Annotated in this window: 21 protein-coding genes and 1 riboswitch; of the genes, 19 read left to right on the forward strand and 2 right to left on the reverse strand. The window is 36.4% G+C overall.

Going from position 1 to position 18545, the window contains the following annotated elements:
- Positions 1-84: 84 nt before the first annotated feature.
- The 7 genes from IGJ66_RS03395 (at position 85) to IGJ66_RS03425 (ending at position 5692) form a co-directional block, all read left to right on the forward strand.
- Positions 85-816, forward strand: coding sequence for a GntR family transcriptional regulator (locus IGJ66_RS03395; RefSeq protein WP_067483891.1), 732 nt, complete (start codon positions 85-87; stop codon positions 814-816).
- Positions 817-828: 12 nt separating this feature from the next.
- Positions 829-2004: an SIS domain-containing protein gene (locus IGJ66_RS03400; RefSeq protein WP_430616818.1), complete on the forward strand. Its 1176-nt coding sequence runs from the start codon at positions 829-831 to the stop codon at positions 2002-2004.
- Positions 2005-2029: 25 nt separating this feature from the next.
- Entirely contained in the window at positions 2030-3001 is a 972-nt protein-coding gene (gene lacD / locus IGJ66_RS03405) for a tagatose-bisphosphate aldolase (RefSeq protein ID WP_067484145.1), read from the forward strand.
- A gap of 91 nt (positions 3002-3092) precedes the next feature.
- The gene (locus IGJ66_RS03410; RefSeq protein ID WP_067483894.1) at positions 3093-3572 is read left to right on the forward strand and encodes a PTS system mannose/fructose/N-acetylgalactosamine-transporter subunit IIB; all 480 of its coding nucleotides are present in this window, start codon (positions 3093-3095) and stop codon (positions 3570-3572) included.
- Between the two features lie 12 nt (positions 3573-3584).
- Complete coding sequence (locus tag IGJ66_RS03415) at positions 3585-4478, forward strand: PTS mannose/fructose/sorbose/N-acetylgalactosamine transporter subunit IIC (protein ID WP_067483895.1); 894 nt, start codon at positions 3585-3587, stop codon at positions 4476-4478.
- Positions 4465-5274 carry a PTS system mannose/fructose/sorbose family transporter subunit IID gene (locus IGJ66_RS03420; RefSeq protein ID WP_067483896.1) on the forward strand — a complete coding sequence of 270 codons (810 nt, stop codon included), beginning with the start codon at positions 4465-4467 and terminating at the stop codon, positions 5272-5274. The genes IGJ66_RS03415 and IGJ66_RS03420 overlap by 14 nt, the downstream gene beginning before the upstream one ends.
- A 13-nt stretch (positions 5275-5287) precedes the next feature.
- Positions 5288-5692 carry a PTS sugar transporter subunit IIA gene (locus IGJ66_RS03425; protein ID WP_430616819.1) on the forward strand — a complete coding sequence of 135 codons (405 nt, stop codon included), beginning with the start codon at positions 5288-5290 and terminating at the stop codon, positions 5690-5692.
- An 85-nt stretch (positions 5693-5777) separates the two neighbouring features.
- On the opposite strand, the gene yidC is transcribed toward IGJ66_RS03425, so the two are convergent.
- Together yidC and IGJ66_RS03435 are read right to left on the reverse strand one after the other, a co-directional pair.
- The gene (gene yidC / locus IGJ66_RS03430) at positions 5778-6713 is read right to left on the reverse strand and encodes a membrane protein insertase YidC (protein WP_067483898.1); all 936 of its coding nucleotides are present in this window, start codon (positions 6711-6713) and stop codon (positions 5778-5780) included.
- Positions 6714-6886: 173 nt separating this feature from the next.
- Positions 6887-7162, reverse strand: coding sequence for an acylphosphatase (locus IGJ66_RS03435; protein ID WP_067483900.1), 276 nt, complete (start codon positions 7160-7162; stop codon positions 6887-6889).
- A gap of 105 nt (positions 7163-7267) precedes the next feature.
- On the opposite strand from IGJ66_RS03435, the gene IGJ66_RS03440 reads away from it, so the two are divergent.
- The 12 genes from IGJ66_RS03440 to IGJ66_RS03495 all read left to right on the forward strand — a co-directional run bounded on the left by IGJ66_RS03440 (position 7268) and on the right by IGJ66_RS03495 (position 18415).
- Positions 7268-8032, forward strand: a complete 765-nt coding sequence (locus IGJ66_RS03440) for a TrmH family RNA methyltransferase (RefSeq protein WP_071868703.1) — start codon at positions 7268-7270, stop codon at positions 8030-8032.
- A 119-nt stretch (positions 8033-8151) separates the two neighbouring features.
- Entirely contained in the window at positions 8152-8655 is a 504-nt protein-coding gene (locus IGJ66_RS03445; protein ID WP_067483904.1) for an HD domain-containing protein, read from the forward strand.
- 377 nt (positions 8656-9032) lie between these two features.
- Complete coding sequence (locus tag IGJ66_RS03450; protein WP_067483906.1) at positions 9033-9380, forward strand: LPXTG cell wall anchor domain-containing protein; 348 nt, start codon at positions 9033-9035, stop codon at positions 9378-9380.
- Complete coding sequence (locus tag IGJ66_RS03455) at positions 9377-10105, forward strand: WxL domain-containing protein (RefSeq protein ID WP_311797931.1); 729 nt, start codon at positions 9377-9379, stop codon at positions 10103-10105. Before IGJ66_RS03450 ends, IGJ66_RS03455 begins: the two co-directional genes overlap by 4 nt.
- Positions 10106-10125: 20 nt before the next feature.
- Positions 10126-10905, forward strand: a complete 780-nt coding sequence (locus IGJ66_RS03460; protein WP_270607310.1) for a WxL domain-containing protein — start codon at positions 10126-10128, stop codon at positions 10903-10905.
- A gap of 19 nt (positions 10906-10924) precedes the next feature.
- A complete protein-coding gene (locus IGJ66_RS03465; protein ID WP_430616820.1) occupies positions 10925-12748 on the forward strand; it encodes a leucine-rich repeat domain-containing protein in 1824 nt (607 codons plus the stop codon).
- Positions 12749-12790: 42 nt separating this feature from the next.
- Positions 12791-13543, forward strand: a complete 753-nt coding sequence (locus IGJ66_RS03470) for a WxL domain-containing protein (protein WP_067483914.1) — start codon at positions 12791-12793, stop codon at positions 13541-13543.
- Positions 13544-13621: 78 nt separating this feature from the next.
- On the forward strand, positions 13622-14686 hold the full coding sequence (locus IGJ66_RS03475; RefSeq protein ID WP_430617015.1) for a DUF916 and DUF3324 domain-containing protein: 1065 nt from the start codon (positions 13622-13624) through the stop codon (positions 14684-14686).
- A complete protein-coding gene (locus IGJ66_RS03480; protein ID WP_311817870.1) occupies positions 14667-15422 on the forward strand; it encodes a class A sortase in 756 nt (251 codons plus the stop codon). Before IGJ66_RS03475 ends, IGJ66_RS03480 begins: the two co-directional genes overlap by 20 nt.
- A 2-nt stretch (positions 15423-15424) precedes the next feature.
- A complete protein-coding gene (locus IGJ66_RS03485; RefSeq protein ID WP_157495862.1) occupies positions 15425-15886 on the forward strand; it encodes a hypothetical protein in 462 nt (153 codons plus the stop codon).
- Between the two features lie 6 nt (positions 15887-15892).
- Positions 15893-17317: a helix-turn-helix domain-containing protein gene (locus IGJ66_RS03490; protein ID WP_430616821.1), complete on the forward strand. Its 1425-nt coding sequence runs from the start codon at positions 15893-15895 to the stop codon at positions 17315-17317.
- A gap of 450 nt (positions 17318-17767) precedes the next feature.
- A complete protein-coding gene (locus tag IGJ66_RS03495; RefSeq protein WP_067483924.1) occupies positions 17768-18415 on the forward strand; it encodes a FusB/FusC family EF-G-binding protein in 648 nt (215 codons plus the stop codon).
- Between the two features lie 41 nt (positions 18416-18456).
- A riboswitch (Fluoride riboswitch) is annotated at positions 18457-18521 on the forward strand.
- Positions 18522-18545: the final 24 nt, after the last annotated feature.

Here is an 18545-nt window from a genome sequence, read left to right on the forward strand (position 1 = left end):
TTTTTAAAAAAAAGGTTTGACAAAATAGAGAAATATTTTTATTCTTGTCATGTGGTTATAACCAGTTAGAGGAAGGAAAAAATAATGGAGAGCTCAAGCAAAGGAAAATCATTATACTATCAACTTGTTGATGTATTAAAAGATCGAATCGAAACGCAGATGACAGCACACGATCAACTGCCATCTGAACGAGAATTATGTCAACATTACGGCGTTAGTCGCACGACTGTTCGCTTAGCTTTACAAGAATTAGAAACACTAGGTTGCATTTATCGCCGCCATGGTAAAGGTACATTTGTCTCTGATCTATCTGTGAAATCATCCAACTTAGCTGGAGCATACAGTTTTACAGAAGCAATGAAAGAATTAGGCAGATTACCTAAGACAGTTATTTTAGAATTTCGTCAAATCGAAGCAACAAAGAAAATTGCCCAAGCTTTGAATATAATGCTTGGTGAACCAGTGTTTAAAATCAAACGATTACGATTGGCAGATGCAGAACCCTTGATGGTAGAACGTTCTTACTTGCCAGTTAAATTATTTATGAATTTAGATTTACCGTTACTTGAAAGTAAACCCTTATATGATGTTTTTTCACAAGACTACAATCAAATCGTCCAGTTTGCAGATGAAGAATTTTATGCGAGCATCGTTCAAAAGAAAGACGCCGATTTATTACGTATCGCAGATAGTGCACCTGTATTACATTTGATTCGGTCGACGTACAATCATAAAAATGAAATTATCGAATACACAGTCAGCGTTGCCAGAGCAGATCAGTTCCATTATAAAATTCGGCACGTACGTAGTAATTAAGGAGGAAGTCAAATGCTTGAACAAAAAACAAAGTTAAAAGAGCTAGGTGCAGCAATCACGGCTAGTGAAATTCAACAGCAACCAGAATTATGGCAAGAAACCGTTACAATCATGAAGGAAAAAAAAGAAAAACTCAAAGAATTTTTTGAAAAAATGGATGAAGCAGCAGATGGAAAACGTATCCGAGTGATTTTCACTGGAGCGGGAACGTCTCAATATGTTGGAGATACAATTGTTCCTTATTTGAATGGACATGGTGAAACACAAAAGTTTATTTTCCAAAGTATTGGAACAACTGATATCGTTGCTGCACCACAAGATTATTTAATTCCAGACGAACCCACATTACTTGTATCGTTTGCACGCAGTGGGAATAGCCCTGAAAGTTTAGCGGCAGTTAAGCTCGCAAATCAAGTTGTTTCGACGATTTTTCATTTAACGATTACTTGTGCAGCAGAGGGAAGTTTGGCTAAAGCAGCAGAAAAAGATGCAAACAACTTTTTGTTATTGATGCCTGAAAAATCAAATGATGCTGGTTTTGCAATGACTGGAAGTTTTACGTGCATGATGTTAAGTGCCTTACTGATTTTTGATCAAACAACGGATGAAACAAAGGAAAAATATGTAACCGTTTTATCAACGCTGGGTAAGGATATCTTAAACAGAGCAACTGAGATTAAGGAATTGATTTCGCCAGATTTTCAAAGAATTGTTTATCTAGGATCAGGTAGCTTAGCAGGTTTGGCAAGAGAAGCACAACTTAAAATTTTAGAATTAACTGCGGGAAAAGTCGCTACTAGTTTTGATTCTTCCATGGGTTTTCGTCATGGACCTAAATCATTTGTAAATGACGAAACGCTCGTCTTTGTATTTGTCAACAATCAGCCTTACACACGAACCTATGATTTAGATATTTTAGAAGAAATTCACGGAGATAAAATTGCGAAACAAGCGATTGCGATTGCTCAACCTGGAAAAATAAACTATTCTGGTCAAACTTTCCAAATCGAAGCAACTGAAATTCGTTTGCCTGATGGGTACCTATCTTTAGCGATGATCTTAGTTGCACAACTGATTGCATTGTTGACATCCATCAAAATCGGAAATACCCCAGATACTCCTTCACCAAGCGGAACCGTTAATCGTGTTGTTAAGGGAGTAACGATTCACGACTATCCAGGAATTTAAAGAAAAGAGGAGAAAATAAGTGAACTTGACAACAGAAAAACAAGCAGCAATGAATCGATTATCCACAGAAACCGGGAAAATCAGTGCATTAGCAATTGATCAACGTGGTGCACTGAAAAAAATGATGAATGCACTAGGAATGGATGCGACAGCAGAACAAATCAGCGAATTTAAAACCCTCGTTTCAAGTGAACTGACACCTTTTGCTTCTGCTATTTTGTTAGATCCAGAGTATGGCTTACCTGCGGCAAACGCTCGTGACGAACAAGCAGGCTTGTTATTAGCTTATGAAAAAACGGGGTATGATGCGACGAAACCAGGGCGTCTACCTGATTTGCTCGAAGATTGGTCTGCCTTACGTTTAAAAATAGCGCAAGCAGATGCTGTTAAATTCTTACTATATTATGACGTAGATGAAGACCCAGCAATCAATCATGTAAAACATGTTTTTGTCGAACGTTTAGGAAGTGAGTGCGCAGGAGAGGATCGTCCTTTTTACTTAGAATTGGTTTCTTATGATGCAACAATTACAGATAGTAATTCAATTGAATATGCGAAAATCAAACCCCATAAAGTCATTGAGATGATGAAAGAATTTTCACGGCCAAACTATAAAGTGGATGTATTAAAAGTCGAAGTGCCTGTCAATATGAATTACGTTGAGGGGTTTGCTACTAGCGAAACATGCTACACACAAGTTGAAGCACAAGAATTCTTTAAAGAGCAAAGTGAAGCAACGAATTTACCATTTATTTTCTTAAGTGCAGGAGTGTCAACGAAATTATTCCAAGAAACGTTGGTCTTTGCCCACAAATCTGGTTCAGACTTTAACGGTGTTCTTTGTGGCCGAGCAACTTGGAAAGACGGTGTAAAAGCCTATGTTGAGAGTGGTCGAGCAGGCGCAATTGATTGGTTGCAAACGACTGGTCGGGCAAACATCGAGGAATTAAATGAAGTTGTGGAACAAACAGCGACACCTTGGTATGAAAAAGCATAACAGTTTCATTTTAATTGAAGAAAAAGTAAGCGGTTTCGATTGCTTTTTATAGTAACATCACATATTTAAAAATAGAAGGGAACGAAGCAAAATGGCAATTATTGGCGTACGGATTGATGGCAGACTGATTCATGGACAAGTAGCGAATTTGTGGACAACAAAATTAAATATTACGCGAATCATGGTAGTGGACGACGAGGTAGCAACGAATGCAATCGAAAAAAGTGGTCTAAAGCTTGCTACACCAGCCGGAGTAAAGTTAAGCGTGTTACCAGTAGAAAAAGCAGCAACTAATATTTTAGCTGGAAAGTATGATTCGCAACGATTGCTGATTGTTGCAAAGAAGCCAGATCGTTTATTGAAGTTAGTTGAATTAGGCGTTCCTTTAACAGAAATCAATGTTGGCAATATGTCTCAAACAGATGAAACTCGATCGATTACTAAGTCAATCAATGTTGTAGAAGAAGATGTGTCCGTATTTAAGCAGTTGGCAGCCAAAGGTGTACACCTGATTGCCCAAATGGTCCCAAGTGACAAAGCCGAAGACTTTATGAGTCTGTTAACAAAATAGGAGGAATAATTCATGGATATTCAATGGTGGCAGATCTTATTATTATCATTATACGCAGGCTATCAAATTTTAGATGAGTTACAAATTTATTCGTCAATGAGTGCACCCGTGTTTGCAGGTTTATTTGCAGGTTTAGTGATGGGTGACTTGCAATCCGGTCTTATTATTGGTGGTAGTATGCAGTTAACAGTGTTAGGTGTTGGGACATTTGGTGGTGCCTCTAAGATTGACGCAAACTCAGGGACGATTTTAGCGACGGCATTCTCTATCTCGCTTGGAATGAATCCTGAGCAAGCGATTGCAGCAATTGCTGTGCCGGTAGCTAGTTTGATGATCCAATTAGATATTTTAGCTCGCTTTGCAAATACGTATTTTGCACATCGAATTGATCGACATGTTGAAACAATGAATTATAAAGCAATTGAACGAAACTTCTTGATGGGTGCCTTACCTTGGTCACTTTCTCGATTAGTTCCTGTCTTCTTAGCTTTGGCTTTTGGTGGCGGCTTAGTTGAAAATGTTGTTGGTGTGTTAAATGGTGACCTAAAATGGCTAGGTGATGGTTTGTCTGTAGCCGGAGCTGTTTTGCCAGCAGTTGGGTTTGCTATCTTATTACGTTATCTACCTGTTAAGAAACATTTTCCATATCTTGTTTTAGGTTTCACGATTACTGCATTGTTAGCAACACTTTTCTCAAACGTTCAATTACTTGGAACAAGTGTCGCAAGTGTAGTGAAAGAAATGCCAGGAACGTTTAACTCATTACCAATGTTAGCTGTTGCTTTGATTGGATTTGCATTAGCAGCAATTAGTTATAAAAATGGTCAGAACAATCACAATCAAAAACCAGTAGCAAGCGAGCAAGTAGAATCAGCTGAGGGGGAAATCGAAGATGACGAAATCTAATTATAAATTGACAAAGGAAGATTTTAAACAAATCAATCGAAGAAGCTTATTCACCTTTCAACTAGGTTGGAACTATGAACGGATGCAAGGTTCAGGTTATTTGTATACGATTTTACCTCAACTTCGTAAAATTTATGGTGATGATACACCTGAATTAAAAGAAATAATGAAAACGCATACGCAGTTTTTTAATACGTCAAACTTCTTTAATACGATTGTAACTGGTATCGACCTTGCAATTGAAGAGAAGGAAGGCATTGCAGCAAAACAAACCGTTTCTGGGATGAAAGCTGGGTTAATGGGACCTTTTGCCGCAATTGGTGACTCGATCTTCGCAGCGCTTATTCCAACTATTTTTGGTGCATTGGCTGCGAACATGGCAATCAATGGAAATCCAGCGGGTGTTTTTATTTGGATCGCGGCTCAAATTGCAGTCATGGTCTTTCGCTGGAAGCAATTGGAGTTTGCCTATAAGGAAGGAATTTCCTTGGTAACAACAATGCAATCGCGGCTCACTGCGTTAACTGATGCAGCAACTTTACTCGGTGTCTTCATGGTGGGCGCTTTAGTAGCAACGATGGTCAATGTAAAATTTTCTTGGGCACCAAGCATTGGTGATGTGACGTTAAATATGCAAAATAATATTGATATGATCTTACCTAAGCTTTTACCAGCAGCAATCGTTGGTGGTGTGTATTGGATGTTAGGTAAGAAAAATATGACATCTACACGCGCTATCTTTATTGTTTTGATTGTCTGTGTTGCGTTATCAGCCCTTGGTGTGATTTCAAAATAATGGGGTGGAAGAAATGAGTCAAGAGTTAGTTTTGATTAGTCATGGTCAATTATGTGAAGCCTTGAAAAAAAGTACAGAAATGATTATGGGACCACAAACAGCAATTCATACGGTGGCGTTGTTAGAATCAGATGGAGTAGAAGACTTTAAAGAAAAATTTTTACAAGTCACAGATGAATTAGACTCCTATGTTGTCTTTTGTGACTTAATGGGAGGGACACCCTGCAATATCATCTCTCGTATGATTATGGAAGGCGCAGCGATTGAACTTTATGCAGGGATGAATATGCCAATGGTGATTGAGTTTATCAATGGGACATTGATTGATACACCTGTTGATTTTATTACTTCCGGTCAGCAAAATATCGTTTCTGTTAATCAAATGATTGCACTGACGAATGAAGAAGAGGATGAATAAAATTATACATCATGAAAAAGAGTGGCTGATCGAAGGATCAGCCACTCTTTTTCTTGTTGAAAGTAAAATGCTTGAAATAAAAATTTTAGTTACGGTTTTGTTTACCAGCATTTCGTTTTTTTGATGAATTATTTCTTTGTTGTGTATTGACTTGTTTAGGTGCTTTTTTCGTTTCAGCAGGTGTGACGTCTTTTCGAGGTGTCACGACTTGCTTGGGCGGATTTTGTTTCAATTCTTCAGCCACTTGAGCTTTTAAACGAGGCTTCATCAAAACGTTCGTAATGAATGTTTGAATACAACTAAAGATACCACCAACTACCCAGTACAGCGTAACGCCGGCTGGTGCACTAATTGACATAAAGACAATCATTGCTGGTGAAACAATCAGCATCGTACGCATGGTTTTCTTTTGCTCTTCGGGAATACCAATCGTTGAGATATATCCTTGAAGCAAATAAGCAATACCAGCGATAGCAACTAACACTAAACTTGGTGAGCCAAGATCGATTCCGTAAAAGCTTGATTCGCGGATTCCTTCAGTATAACGGGCAGTAAAGTAAAGTGCTGAGAAGATAGGCATTTGGATTAGCAAGGGTAAGCAACCAATTCCACCAGTCATACTCATCCCATTATCTTTATAGACTTGTTGCATCTCTGCTTGTGCAGCGACTTGTTCTTCACGAGTCGTAGCAGCTTTTAACTTTTCTTGTGCAGCTGATACTTGTGGTTTTAACGCTTGCATTTTTTCTGATTGGATCATTGTTTTTTTCGATTGGCTAATACCTAAAGGCAGGATTACTAACCGAACGATAATAGTCAAAACAATAACGGCCCAGCCATAAGACCAATTAAAATTTTCTACTAAATAGGTAATTGCTTGCCCCATCGGATGAACAAGAACTCGATAGACAAAACCTGATGTGTCAGGATTTCCATGCGAGTCAGTTCGAACACAACCGGATAAAAAAAGTAGGACAGTAACTAGTCCAGATCCCAATAACCAATTTTTCCATTTATTCATAAAATACTTCCTCTTCCATAATTTTTACACAAAATTAACTATACTAAAAAAAATTTCATAATTCAATCAACTTCATAGAAAAGTCATAGAAATGTTCGGAAACTGTCCCCAGAATACACAGAAAAAATAAAGAGGAAAATCAGAAACCTGTTTTTTCCTTTTTCATGAAGTTCTTAGTAGATGACGTCAAAACTTGTTCGGTTATCCATCCACGGATTGTCTTGTAAATCGAGATAGGTCACTCGACCAGCAGGACTGGGTGAATCTTTGATCTCTTTAATGAAGCTTTCTACTTGTTCATCCTCGCCTGCGGCCTCTATTGTAACGGAACCATCTTCTTCATTTTTTACTGTTCCATAAATTCCTAAACGATCTGCAACCATTTTTGTTGTGTAACGAAAACCAACACCTTGGACGCGACCTTGGACATTCATTTTGACTTTACGCATAAGTTGTCACCCGCTTTCATTTTCTTATCCTTATGATAACTATTTTTTATGAGAGAAACAAGTTACAGCCTTGAATACATGCTATAATCAAGTGAGGTGAAAAAGGTGAAAGAAATTCAATCCGCAAAAAATCCACGAATCAAAGAATTGAAAAAATTGCATAAGAAAAAATATCGCGAAGAAAATCGCGCTTATCTTTTAGAAGGTTTTCACTTGATTGAAGAGGCAGTGGCTGCAAATGCTGTCATCAAAGAAATTTATGTTACCCAAAAAGGTCAAAGAGAATGGCAAACTTGGCTAGAGAAACTAGCTGAGATTGAATTATTTTTCGTAACAGATGAAGTCATGCAAGCCTTATCTGATTTACCAACACCACAGGGAATCCTTGCTGTTGTAGCACGTGAAGCAATGGAACCACCAGTTTTTTCGGGTGGCTGGTTGTTGCTAGATAATGTCCAAGATCCCGGAAATGTGGGGACGATGATTCGAACAGCTGACGCTTTTGGCTTAGCAGGCGTGTTGCTTGGCCAGGGAACAGCTGATTTATACAGTACGAAAGTGTTAAGAAGTATGCAAGGCAGTAATTATCATTTGCCTGTTATCCAGATGGACTTATCACTTGCTGTTCAGCAACTAAAAGAGCAGGGGATTATGATTTATGGAACAGAGTTGAATGAAGCAGCAACTGCGTTGAATGAAGTAGAAAAACCGGCTAATTTTGCCATTATTATGGGAAATGAAGGACAGGGAGTTAGCCAAGAATTATTGAACTTCACAGATAAAAATATCTATATACCAATGAGTGGAAATGCTGAATCATTGAACGTAGGTGTGGCGACAGGTATCTTGTTGTACCACTTTGCAGTTTAGTTAAGGAACTATTAAGCTTTCTTATTTTACTGCTCAGTAGCTAGAATCTTATCGTTTCAGGTGATATACTATGGTCAATTTCAGAAATAACGAAAATCAAAAGGTGGCAGATTGAAAATATGACAGAAAAATGGCGTGAAGACGAAGAATACATGTCTTATGTAGCAGATCTTTTGGAAACAGATGCAGTGAAAAAATTAGCCGACTACACGCAACATGTCCACTCAACACGATTGGAACATTCCATTAGTGTTTCTTACTATAGTTATTTATTAGCGAAAAAATGGGGCGGGGATGCTAAGGCAACAGCAAGAGCTGGGCTTTTACATGATCTGTTTTATTACGACTGGCGAACGACTAAATTTGATGAAGGTTCACATGCGTATGTACACCCAAGAATTGCTGTGAAAAATGCAGAAAAAATCACGGAACTATCTGATTTAGAACGTGATATTATCTTGAAACATATGTGGGGAGCAACCATTGCACCACCCAAATATAAAGAAAGCTACATTGTGACATTTGTTGATAAGTATTGTGCAGTGAAAGAAGCTGCCCAACCAATGACTAGTAGCATGCGTCAAAAATGGCAACATTATTTTGGAAAAGAACAATCTATTTAAGACAAAAAGCATAGGGCAGCGATCGTAATTGATCGTTGCCCTATTTTTTTGGCGATAGGAGTAGGTATACGAGAAAGTAAAACGAAACAGAGTTCTGTTTTGTTTTACTTTTTTTTGTTAACTGTTAAAAAATAGTTTTGCCCTTGAATACTGGTTAAGGCAAATCAAAATAATAACTGTTAACGGTAACCCGAAATAAAAAACATAACAATAATTCAAGTGTGTAAGCGTTAAAAGCTATTGCTACATAACGGTTTATATATTTTTTTTGGGTGATTAAGTAAAAAGTTTGAATGAAACAATTTTTTTATTTTTTTATACTAAGGTTGGTTGAAGGCCAGTTCAGCCGAATCACGATTAGAAGAAAGGAGTAGCGTATGAAAAATATTTTAAAAACTATAATTGTTTTACTTCTAGTTTTTTGTGCAGTAGGGATCACAAATAAAACGAATGCAGTAGAACGAAATTATGAGTCAAATGGACAAACTAGTTTTTATGGTAAGTATGAGTACGAAAATGATTCGAATGATTCTGGAGCCAATTGGCTAGACGGATCGAATAATTATTTACGTGGATCAAATAATTATTTATCAACTGGCCAAGTCGTATTACCAAGTACAGGGGACTATACTTATCCAGTTTTTGCACAAGTGGGGGTTATTCTGTTAATCGGAATAAGTGTTTTTGTTTTTATTGAAAAAAGAAAAGGGGAAAATCAATCATGAAAAAGGCAGTCGCGTTGATGTCAACAGCTGTGTTGTTAGGATTTATGGTAAATACAATCCAAGTATCTGCAGCGGAAACATTTCCAAAAGAATATAACACGGAAGGAATCATCACTTTTGAAGCAGGAGATGAAGAGGTAACACCTCCAGTCGATCCGGAAGATCCAGATCCAACAGATCCTGTAGATCCAGTGGATCCTCCAGGACCAGGGACAGGTGGTTCATTATCCATTGATTACGGTTCAAAATTTAAATTTGGTGTACAAAAAATTTCTACAGCAGATAAAGTTTACTACGCAGCACCAGATGAAATGACTGATGGCTCTAAAAAGCCAACGTATGTCCAAGTTACCGATAAAAGAGGGACATTGGCAGGATGGAAGCTAAGCCTTTCTCAACCAGAACAATTCAAAACAGCATCAGGTGAAGAGTTAGTTGGCGCACAATTAGCATTTACAAAGGGACAAGCTGCTTCTTTAGTGGATGAAAAATATACACCAACAACTGTGAACACTGAATTAACATTGACACCAGGAGCAAGTAACACACTTGCAATCAACGCGAAAGAAGGTACTGGTGTTGGAACATGGGTTTACCGTTTCGGTGCCAATGAAGAAGAAAATAAAGATGCTGTACAACTTTCAGTACCAGGGAAGTCTGTTAAATTAGCGCAACAGTATTCAACCAAACTAGTTTGGACTTTGGAAAATACGCCAAATAACTAATTTTGAATAGGAGAGTATGAATGAAAAAGCAAATAGCAGGTTTGTTAACATTAAGTACTGTTGGTCTTTTGGCGCTATCTATCGAAGGATATGCAGCAGAAAACAAACAGTATGAATCAAATGGAATCGTAGAGTTTATTCCTAATTTAGATCCAACAGATCCACTTGATCCAGAAAATCCAGATCCAGAAAAACCAGTAAATCCAATCGATCCAACAGATCCAGATGGACCAAATCCAGGAACAAATGGACCATTGTCAATTGACTATGCTTCTAGTTTAGATTTCGGTAAAAATCGTATTTCTAATAAAGATCAAGTTTACTTTGCCAGAGCACAAGCTTATCAAGGCAATCAAAAAGATACACCTAACTTTGTTCAGATTTCGGACAATCGTGGAACAAATGGTGGTTGGACGTTGACAGTCAAACAAGACGCCCAATTAACTTCGACAACGCAAACATTGAATAATGTTTTAACGGGTGCACAAATTACTTTAGCTGATCCAACAGTGAACAGTAATGCACAAAACGTAGTAGCTCCTGATGCAAAAGATAACATTGCTTTAGTACCTGGGCAAGAATCTGTTGTAACAACGGCCAAAGCAGGCGCTGGCGCTGGAACTTGGGCAACTTATTGGGGCGCTGTAGAAGAAGTAAACGAAGTTGATGAGAATGGTGATGCACAAAAGGTAAATATTACAAAAGCTATCCAATTAGCTGTACCTGGTGCAACACCTAAAGATGCAGTTAAATACCAAACAAAATTAGTTTGGACGTTAACGGATGTTCCGGGAATTTAAGGATTAGGAGGAAAGAGATATGTTAAAAGGGAAAATAGTAACGCTTATGTTAAGCGGCATATTAGCGACCAATATCTCTCCTATTGCCAATACATTTACTTCAGTATCTTATACAGATAACTCTGAACGAACGAAAAGCTCATTTAGTGAAGATACGAATGTATCGGAGTCGCTGGCTCCTGATTCTTCCAGTAATCAGATTGAGACAAGCGTAGATAAAACAAGTGACTCATCAATAGAAGAGACAACTTCTTCTACTGTCGAACAAGAAACTGAACAAACAACTGAGCAAACAACAGAAACGTTAACAGAAGAAACTTCTTCTACTGTTGAGCAAGAATCAAAACCTCAAACGAAAAATATAGTGGGAAGTCAACGAATTAGTGTTGTTTTTCCTGATCCTAATTTCGCAGCCGAAATTGCACGTATTTTTAATAGAACTGTTTCTTCAACAGTTACTCAAGCCGAGCTCAATACAATCAATACGATAATTTTAGAAAATAAAGTAATCGGTACGATTGAAGGTGTCCAGCATTTAAACAACTTAGCAGAATTCTCATTGATAAATTCAATGAATGTAACGAGCTTAGCACCACTACAAAATGGTAGCATGTCGAAATTAAAAGTGATTTTTTTGAAAAATAATCAAATCACTGATTTAACGCCACTAAGCCATATAACTTCATTAGAACGACTATATTTTGAGAACAACAAAATTACTTCCTTGAAACCAATTAGTACATTAACAAATCTAACAACATTAAGTTTTCAAAATGAAGATGGGTTACCACAAAAAAACCAGATTGCTTCTTTAGAGGGAGTGGAGTCACTTCATAAATTAAAAATCATTTATGGTAAGGGAAATCAACTTACAACGTTGGAAAATTTGCTTAATTTAACTACTTTAGAGCAAGTGTTTGTTGAAAGTAATAAATTGACAAATTTAAAAGGGTTAAGAAATAAACCGAATCTAACGGATTTAAGTGTCATGTATCAAAGTGTTTCCGATATCTCAGATATTTCGACAGCCACGAATTTGAGAAATCTGTATATCCGAACAAATAAAATTACTACGATCGAGTCATTGGCAAGTTTAACAAAGCTGACCTTACTATTTATGGAAAATAATCAGGTTCGAGATATTAGCCCGTTGAGAGGGATTACGACATTAACAACTTTTTCGGCAACAAATCAAACGATATTACTTGATAGTGTTGATTATTATCCACTAAAAGATTTCACGATTGAGAATGTCGTTAGAGGACGAATGAATGACCTAGTTACTCCTCTTGACATCAGTCATTCAGGAACATATCAAGATGGTAAAATCAAATGGAATCTACCTTCAGGGACAACCCTTGCGACTTATACTTGGAGAACATCAGCTAATTTACCAGGAACTTTTTCTGGAACAATCAGTCAACCACTGAATGAAAAAGAGGGACAGTTGTTCTTTAACGAAGCACCGACAACGATTGATTTTGGTATGCACAAAATTTCAAGCATGACGTTAAATACTTTTGGACAACCTGTAGGCAACTTGAAAGTTACGGATGAACGAGCTGCAGGAAGTTGGAAAGTTCAATTAAAACAAACACAGCCATTAATGAACAATGGTTATGAGTTATCAGGTGTGTTGTCGTTTGTTACTGCTGAAAATACAATGGCAATCGGTGCTGATGCAATCACCGTTTTTGAAAGTAATCAAAAAGGTGAAAGTGATTTATCTGGACTATTGGATAGCCAAAATCAAAAAGGAATCAAAGCAAGTATTCCTGTCGAAGACCAAAGAATTGGAACGTTTGAGGGAACCTTACAATGGACCCTTGTTGATGTACCATAATAAAAAATAAAAATAAAAATGAAAAAGAATGGGGAAATAAAAATGAAAAAATTATCGAAATTATTTATGTCAACAATCATTTTAGGAGCATTAACTGTACCAGTAACTACATTTGCCGCAGAAGATGGTGGTGTTTATACTTCAAATGGAATCGTAGAATTTGTTCCTGATACAGATCCAACAGATCCAGTAGATCCAACAGATCCAACAGACCCAATCGATCCAATCGATCCAACAGATCCAGAAGGTCCAAATCCAGGAACAAACGGACCATTGTCAATTGACTATGCTTCAAGCTTAGACTTTGGAGTACAAAAAATTACTTCTAAGGATCAAATATACTTTGCTGCGTCACAAAAGTATAGAGCATTTGATGAAGAGGGCAACCCAAGTACAGAAGTCAAAGAAGGACCAAACTATGTACAGGTAACTGATAATCGCGGAACAGAAGCAGGTTGGTCATTAAAAGTGAACCAAGAAGGTCAATTTATGTCTACTTCAGGAAAAGAATTAACGGGTGCAACAATCAGCTTCAAAAAAGGTAGTGTTGTGACAGCTTCTGATTCAGGCAAACCAGTTGGACCAGAAACAATCGTTTTAAATGCAGATGGTTCACAATCTGATGTTATGGCAGCTAGCGTAGGGAATGGTGCTGGAACATACCTTTACACTTGGGGAACCGCTGCAACAGCTGGCGAAAGTATTGAGTTGAGTGTTCCTGGTTCAACGACAAAATATGCTGAAAAATATTCAACTAAGTTAACTTGGACATTAACAGACGTACCAGGAAACTAATACAACTTAGAGGCGAGAGCTATCTCTCGTCTCTTATCTATTGTTAAAGGAGTGGTTTGATTGAAACGAAAACAAATAATGTTCACGATTGTACTAGTTATTCTAAGTATTTTTTCAATCAGTACGATGGTAGCTGCCAGCGAATTCAATTTCGCGGTTACGCCGATAACACCTGAAAATCAAATTGATAAGGAAAAAACTTATTTTGATATCCAGCTTGAGCCAAATCAACAAGAAGAGTTAAACGTTGATTTGCGAAATGATACGGATAAAGACGTTAAAATTGATGTTTCACTAAATAGCGCTACGACTAATTCAAATGTAGTAGTTGAATATGGAAAAAATGAGATAAAAAAAGATAGTAGCCTAACATTTAATCTGGAAGATTATGTGTACTATCCAGAAACAGTTACTTTGAAACCTCATAGTAATCAAACCGTTACCTTCCAAGTTAAGATGCCAAATGAAACATTTGATGGCGTACTGGCTAGTGGGATTACATTTAAAGAAGTTCAAGATGAAGAGAAACAAAAGGAAAAAGATGAACAAGGATTATCAATTAAAAATGAGTATTCTTATGTTGTAGCTTTACTGATGCGCCAAAACTTAAATGAAGTGGCACCTAATTTAATTCTTCATGAGGTTGAGCCTGGGCAAATCAATGCTAGAAATGTCATTTTAGCGAATATCCAAAATGATCAAAAAACGTATATCAACCAAGTGAGTATTCAAACCGAAATTACAAAAAAAGGTCGCTCAGAAATTTTATACCGTGAAGATAAAGAAGATTTACAGATTGCACCAAACAGCAACTTTTCTTTTCCTACTTCTCTAGGTGGTGCTGCCTTGGAACCAGGTGAGTATCATCTAAAAATGACTGTATTTGGAAATGAAAATGAGTCAGGAAAGTTTACTAGAGAAAAAGAGAACACGACTGTTAACTACACCAACCATTGGGAATTTGAAAAAGATTTTACAATTGCTGGGGATGTCGCTAAGCAATTAAATGCGAAGGATGTCACAATCAAAAAAGATAATACCTTACTTTACATCTTGATTGGACTCCTTTTATTGGTCTTAGTGTTATTACTAATACTTTGGTTGATTTGGAGAAAGAAAAAAAATGAGGAAGAACAAGCTTAAAATTATTATCAATTTTCTTTTTATCATCGGGCTGTGCTTGATTTGTTTTCCTTTAATCAAAAATACGGTTACGCTAGTAAAAATTCAGAAAACAGTAGTGTCGATTACAGCTGATTTACCTGAACCAAAAGAAAATGAGCGAATCGAATTACCGACAATCGAAAGTTATTTAACAGCTTCTTCCAAAACGGTTGGCTCAGGTATTGGTGAATTAATGATTCCTAGTCAGAAAATAGACATTCCTATTTTTGCTGGTTTGAATAATCAGCAAATGTTATTTGGTGTAGGGGCGATGTACCCCGAACGTGACGTATTAAATGAAAATATGGTACTTTTAGGACATCATTTAAGCATGACAGATCTATTATTGGGGAATATCAAGGATATGCAAGTAGATGACCCGATTTTCGTGAGCTATTTGACGGAAAGTCTCCAGTACCGAGTAATCGAAACGAAAATAATAGCTGAAACAGATCTCAGTGTTTTACAAAATACGCAAACACCGCGATTAACACTGATTACTTGTGATAAGCCGCAAAGAACAGATAAGCGAATCGTGGTTACAGCAGAGTTCGTTTGCCAGGAAAAAGCGGGAGCAATACAAGAAGTGAAGAACCACATAACGCAAGATAAACGAATAGTACAAAGAAGTATTGTAAAATATAGCTTAATACCTATTTTAATAATGATTTTTATCTTAGTTATAATGAGCTATGTGATTTGGAGATATATATGAAGATGAATCAGTATAAAAACATTTTATTATGGAGCTCGATTATCCTCTCACTTTTTAAAGCAACAAATGTCGTGTATGGAGATGAAAATCAGTCACCCATTTATGATCCAACGAATCCAACGCAACAGGTTCAGCCACTAGAAAATACACACGAAAACGAAGCAATCGTTTCGATTGAAAACAGCTCTGAACCCGCATCTGAAATACAAGAAAGCAGTGAAGAACCAAAGGAAACACACGAGTCTTCCACGACAACAAGTTCACCACCGATAAAGAAACCCCAAAAGAAAATCAAAAAGAAAAAAGAAGAAAAGATTTATTTAACTAAAGAGCTATTCAATTTGAATAGAGATGTAGTACAAAACGGTGGTTCAGGAGACGATGGCCCAGAAGCAGAAAATTTATTTTATTTCCAATTGATTGGTGAATTAGTGGGAACAGCAATATATGGAAGAAAGAGCTGATTACTAATGAATTATGAGTTTTTTTTGAGCAAAGAGGACCATCGAAGCTATTCCCTACTTAAGTATTTGGAAGAAAGCTCAAATTTGTCAGAACCAATCTTAAAAATTCAAGAAGAATTATCTTTGTCGACATTTCTTTTGAAAAAGACGATTGAAAACTTGAATTATGATATTGAGACATTAGGGCTTAATCAGCATTTAAAAATCCAGACAACAGGGACAGAAGTTTCATTAGAAATTGACGGAAAATATTCTAGTGGTTGCCTATTATCAAATTACATCAAACGGTCAATCTACTTGGATTTATTGATTGAATTTTTTCGAGAAGATTACACTACCCTTGAAGTTTTTGCAGATGAGCATCATATCAGCTATTCTTCAGCTTATACAATCTTGCAAGAACTCAAAAAAGTGTTGAAAAAACATCAGATCTTTTTTGACAAAAAAAGATTATATGGCAATAAAATAAATATTACGATTTTCTATTATCAATTGTTTTTGATTGCTGATATTCCTTATCAAAAAGTATATCCGGATGCGACGATTGAAACGGTTAGCGAATTTGTTTGTTTATTAAGTCAGGAGTTTTCTTTATCCGTTTATGAAAAGAAAAAACTATTTCATTATTTCTCTGTTCATTTGTTGGCGGAAAAATCAAAATCACTAGAAATTAATCAGAATATCCTGTCTTTCTTTTCAACTGCTGAAGTTGAAAAAATGGAACAGCTTTTAGAACCAGCCTCAAAAAATTTTGTTTACGTGGTTTTGATTTGGTTGTATCTTAATGATAAATTAATTCAGAAGTATGTTAAAAAGAATGAAGATGAAATGATTAAGAAATTAAATGATCACTTTATTCAGAATTTTGAGAAACGGTTTAAACCATTAACTGAAGAAATAGTCGTAGCAATCCGCAGAGAATTAAGTAAGATTCATTTTAATGTGCTGTGTTATCCAATCAATAAATTTGCTGAATTTACGATAAACATTTATTTTTTTAGGCAAAATTATCCAGAATTTTATTTCTATTTGTTGGACTACATTAACTTAATGACAGCAGAATACAAAGAACTATCTCGAGATAAAGTATTTCTGTTTTTTAATTACTTGATGTTAATCATCAATCATGTACCCGTTCAGTTGATTTCTGACTCAGTCAAAGTCGGTATCGATTTTTCTTATGGATCTGCTTATAACCAATTCATCAAGAAAAACTTAGGTTTATATATCAATCTAAATGTAGAGGTCGTTGATGATGAACAATCAGCTTATACAGATGTAGTTATTACCAACATGAATAATTTGTATGGGGAAAGTTCTCCACAAGTTGTCGTCTGGTTAAATCCACCTCGCCCCGTCGATTGGGGGAATCTTACCAAGATTTTGTTGAAAATCCAAGAGGAAAAATATAAGAATAGTCAAAACAACTAATACTCGTACAAGTATTGTTACCAAAAAAGACTTTTAGCTATTGATCAGTAGCCAAACATCGAAAAATGTTTTTTAGCCAAAAAGATGGAACAGAACGCAAGCACGTTTTGTCCATCTTTTTTATTGTCTGAAGTTTGAGTATGGAAGAGAAAAGAGTCGATGTGTTCAAAAATGTGGAGAGCGTCTGAAACCTGTCGAAGGAATCTGGATATGTTTCTTTGAAGAGGAACACATCACAAGCAATGATTGACGAAAAAGCGAAATTGGTGTTTACTTACAGATGACCATTTAAGCAAGTACATAGATCAATACCATTAAAGGGGGTGATGATGAGATGCACATTAACGTATCTTATTTAAAAGAGTTGGGTTTGAACAAGTAACGACATGCTTTGTTGAAACAACTTTTTTCTTCAAAGTATGACTTTTGAAAGAAGAAAGGACTCTTAAAATGAAACAAACAATCCAACCATATCAATATTATTTTATTCAACGTGAAGTAGAACAATTACTTAATGCTTATTCTTCTGTGAACGATCCGAAAACGGTTCAAACAGTTCAAGCATTAGCAACTGAAAAAATTCATTCTGTCATTCAGGAAGAATTACCTGAGATCACCGATTTTTTAGCAATCGTAATGAATGTCACGCTAACACGAGCAAAAGCGGAGCGTGCGTTGGAAGAACTGAAATCCTATGTCATACCTTTTGAGCAACCTTCGAAGCAACAAGTTGACAAAATTTTTCGGAAAGTGAAAAAGCTGAAACAACCAACCTGGTCAGCATATGATCTTAGAGAACACACTTATGTAGGGTTCAACGATCCGGGAAGTCAAAGAAAGTATTTGCTTTACTATGAAGAAGGAAAACTCCAAGGAGATTACGGCAGTCTATCACCAACCATTACAAAAGGAATTTGTGCTATTTGTCAGAAAACATCGAATGTTTCACTCTTTCTTTCAACGACAAAGTCTGGTTCAGACGGTACCTATACAAAAAAAGGCAATTATATTTGTCATGATAGCGATATGTGTAATCATCAATTGGTACAACTTGAGCCATTTTATGAATTTGTTCACCGCGTGAAAAAAGAACGATAGTTGATTGTAATTTTCAGAAAATCATGCTATATTTTTAAATGAAGTGAATAGGTGATGGTGTTCGCCTTTAAACGTTTATCAATAAACTAATGACGCCTACTAAAAAACGGGATAAGTGTCCTCTTTTTTA

Origin of the sequence: Enterococcus sp. DIV0176, from assembly GCF_050528535.1 — a bacterium.
Lineage (GTDB): Bacteria > Bacillota > Bacilli > Lactobacillales > Enterococcaceae > Enterococcus_B > Enterococcus_B thailandicus.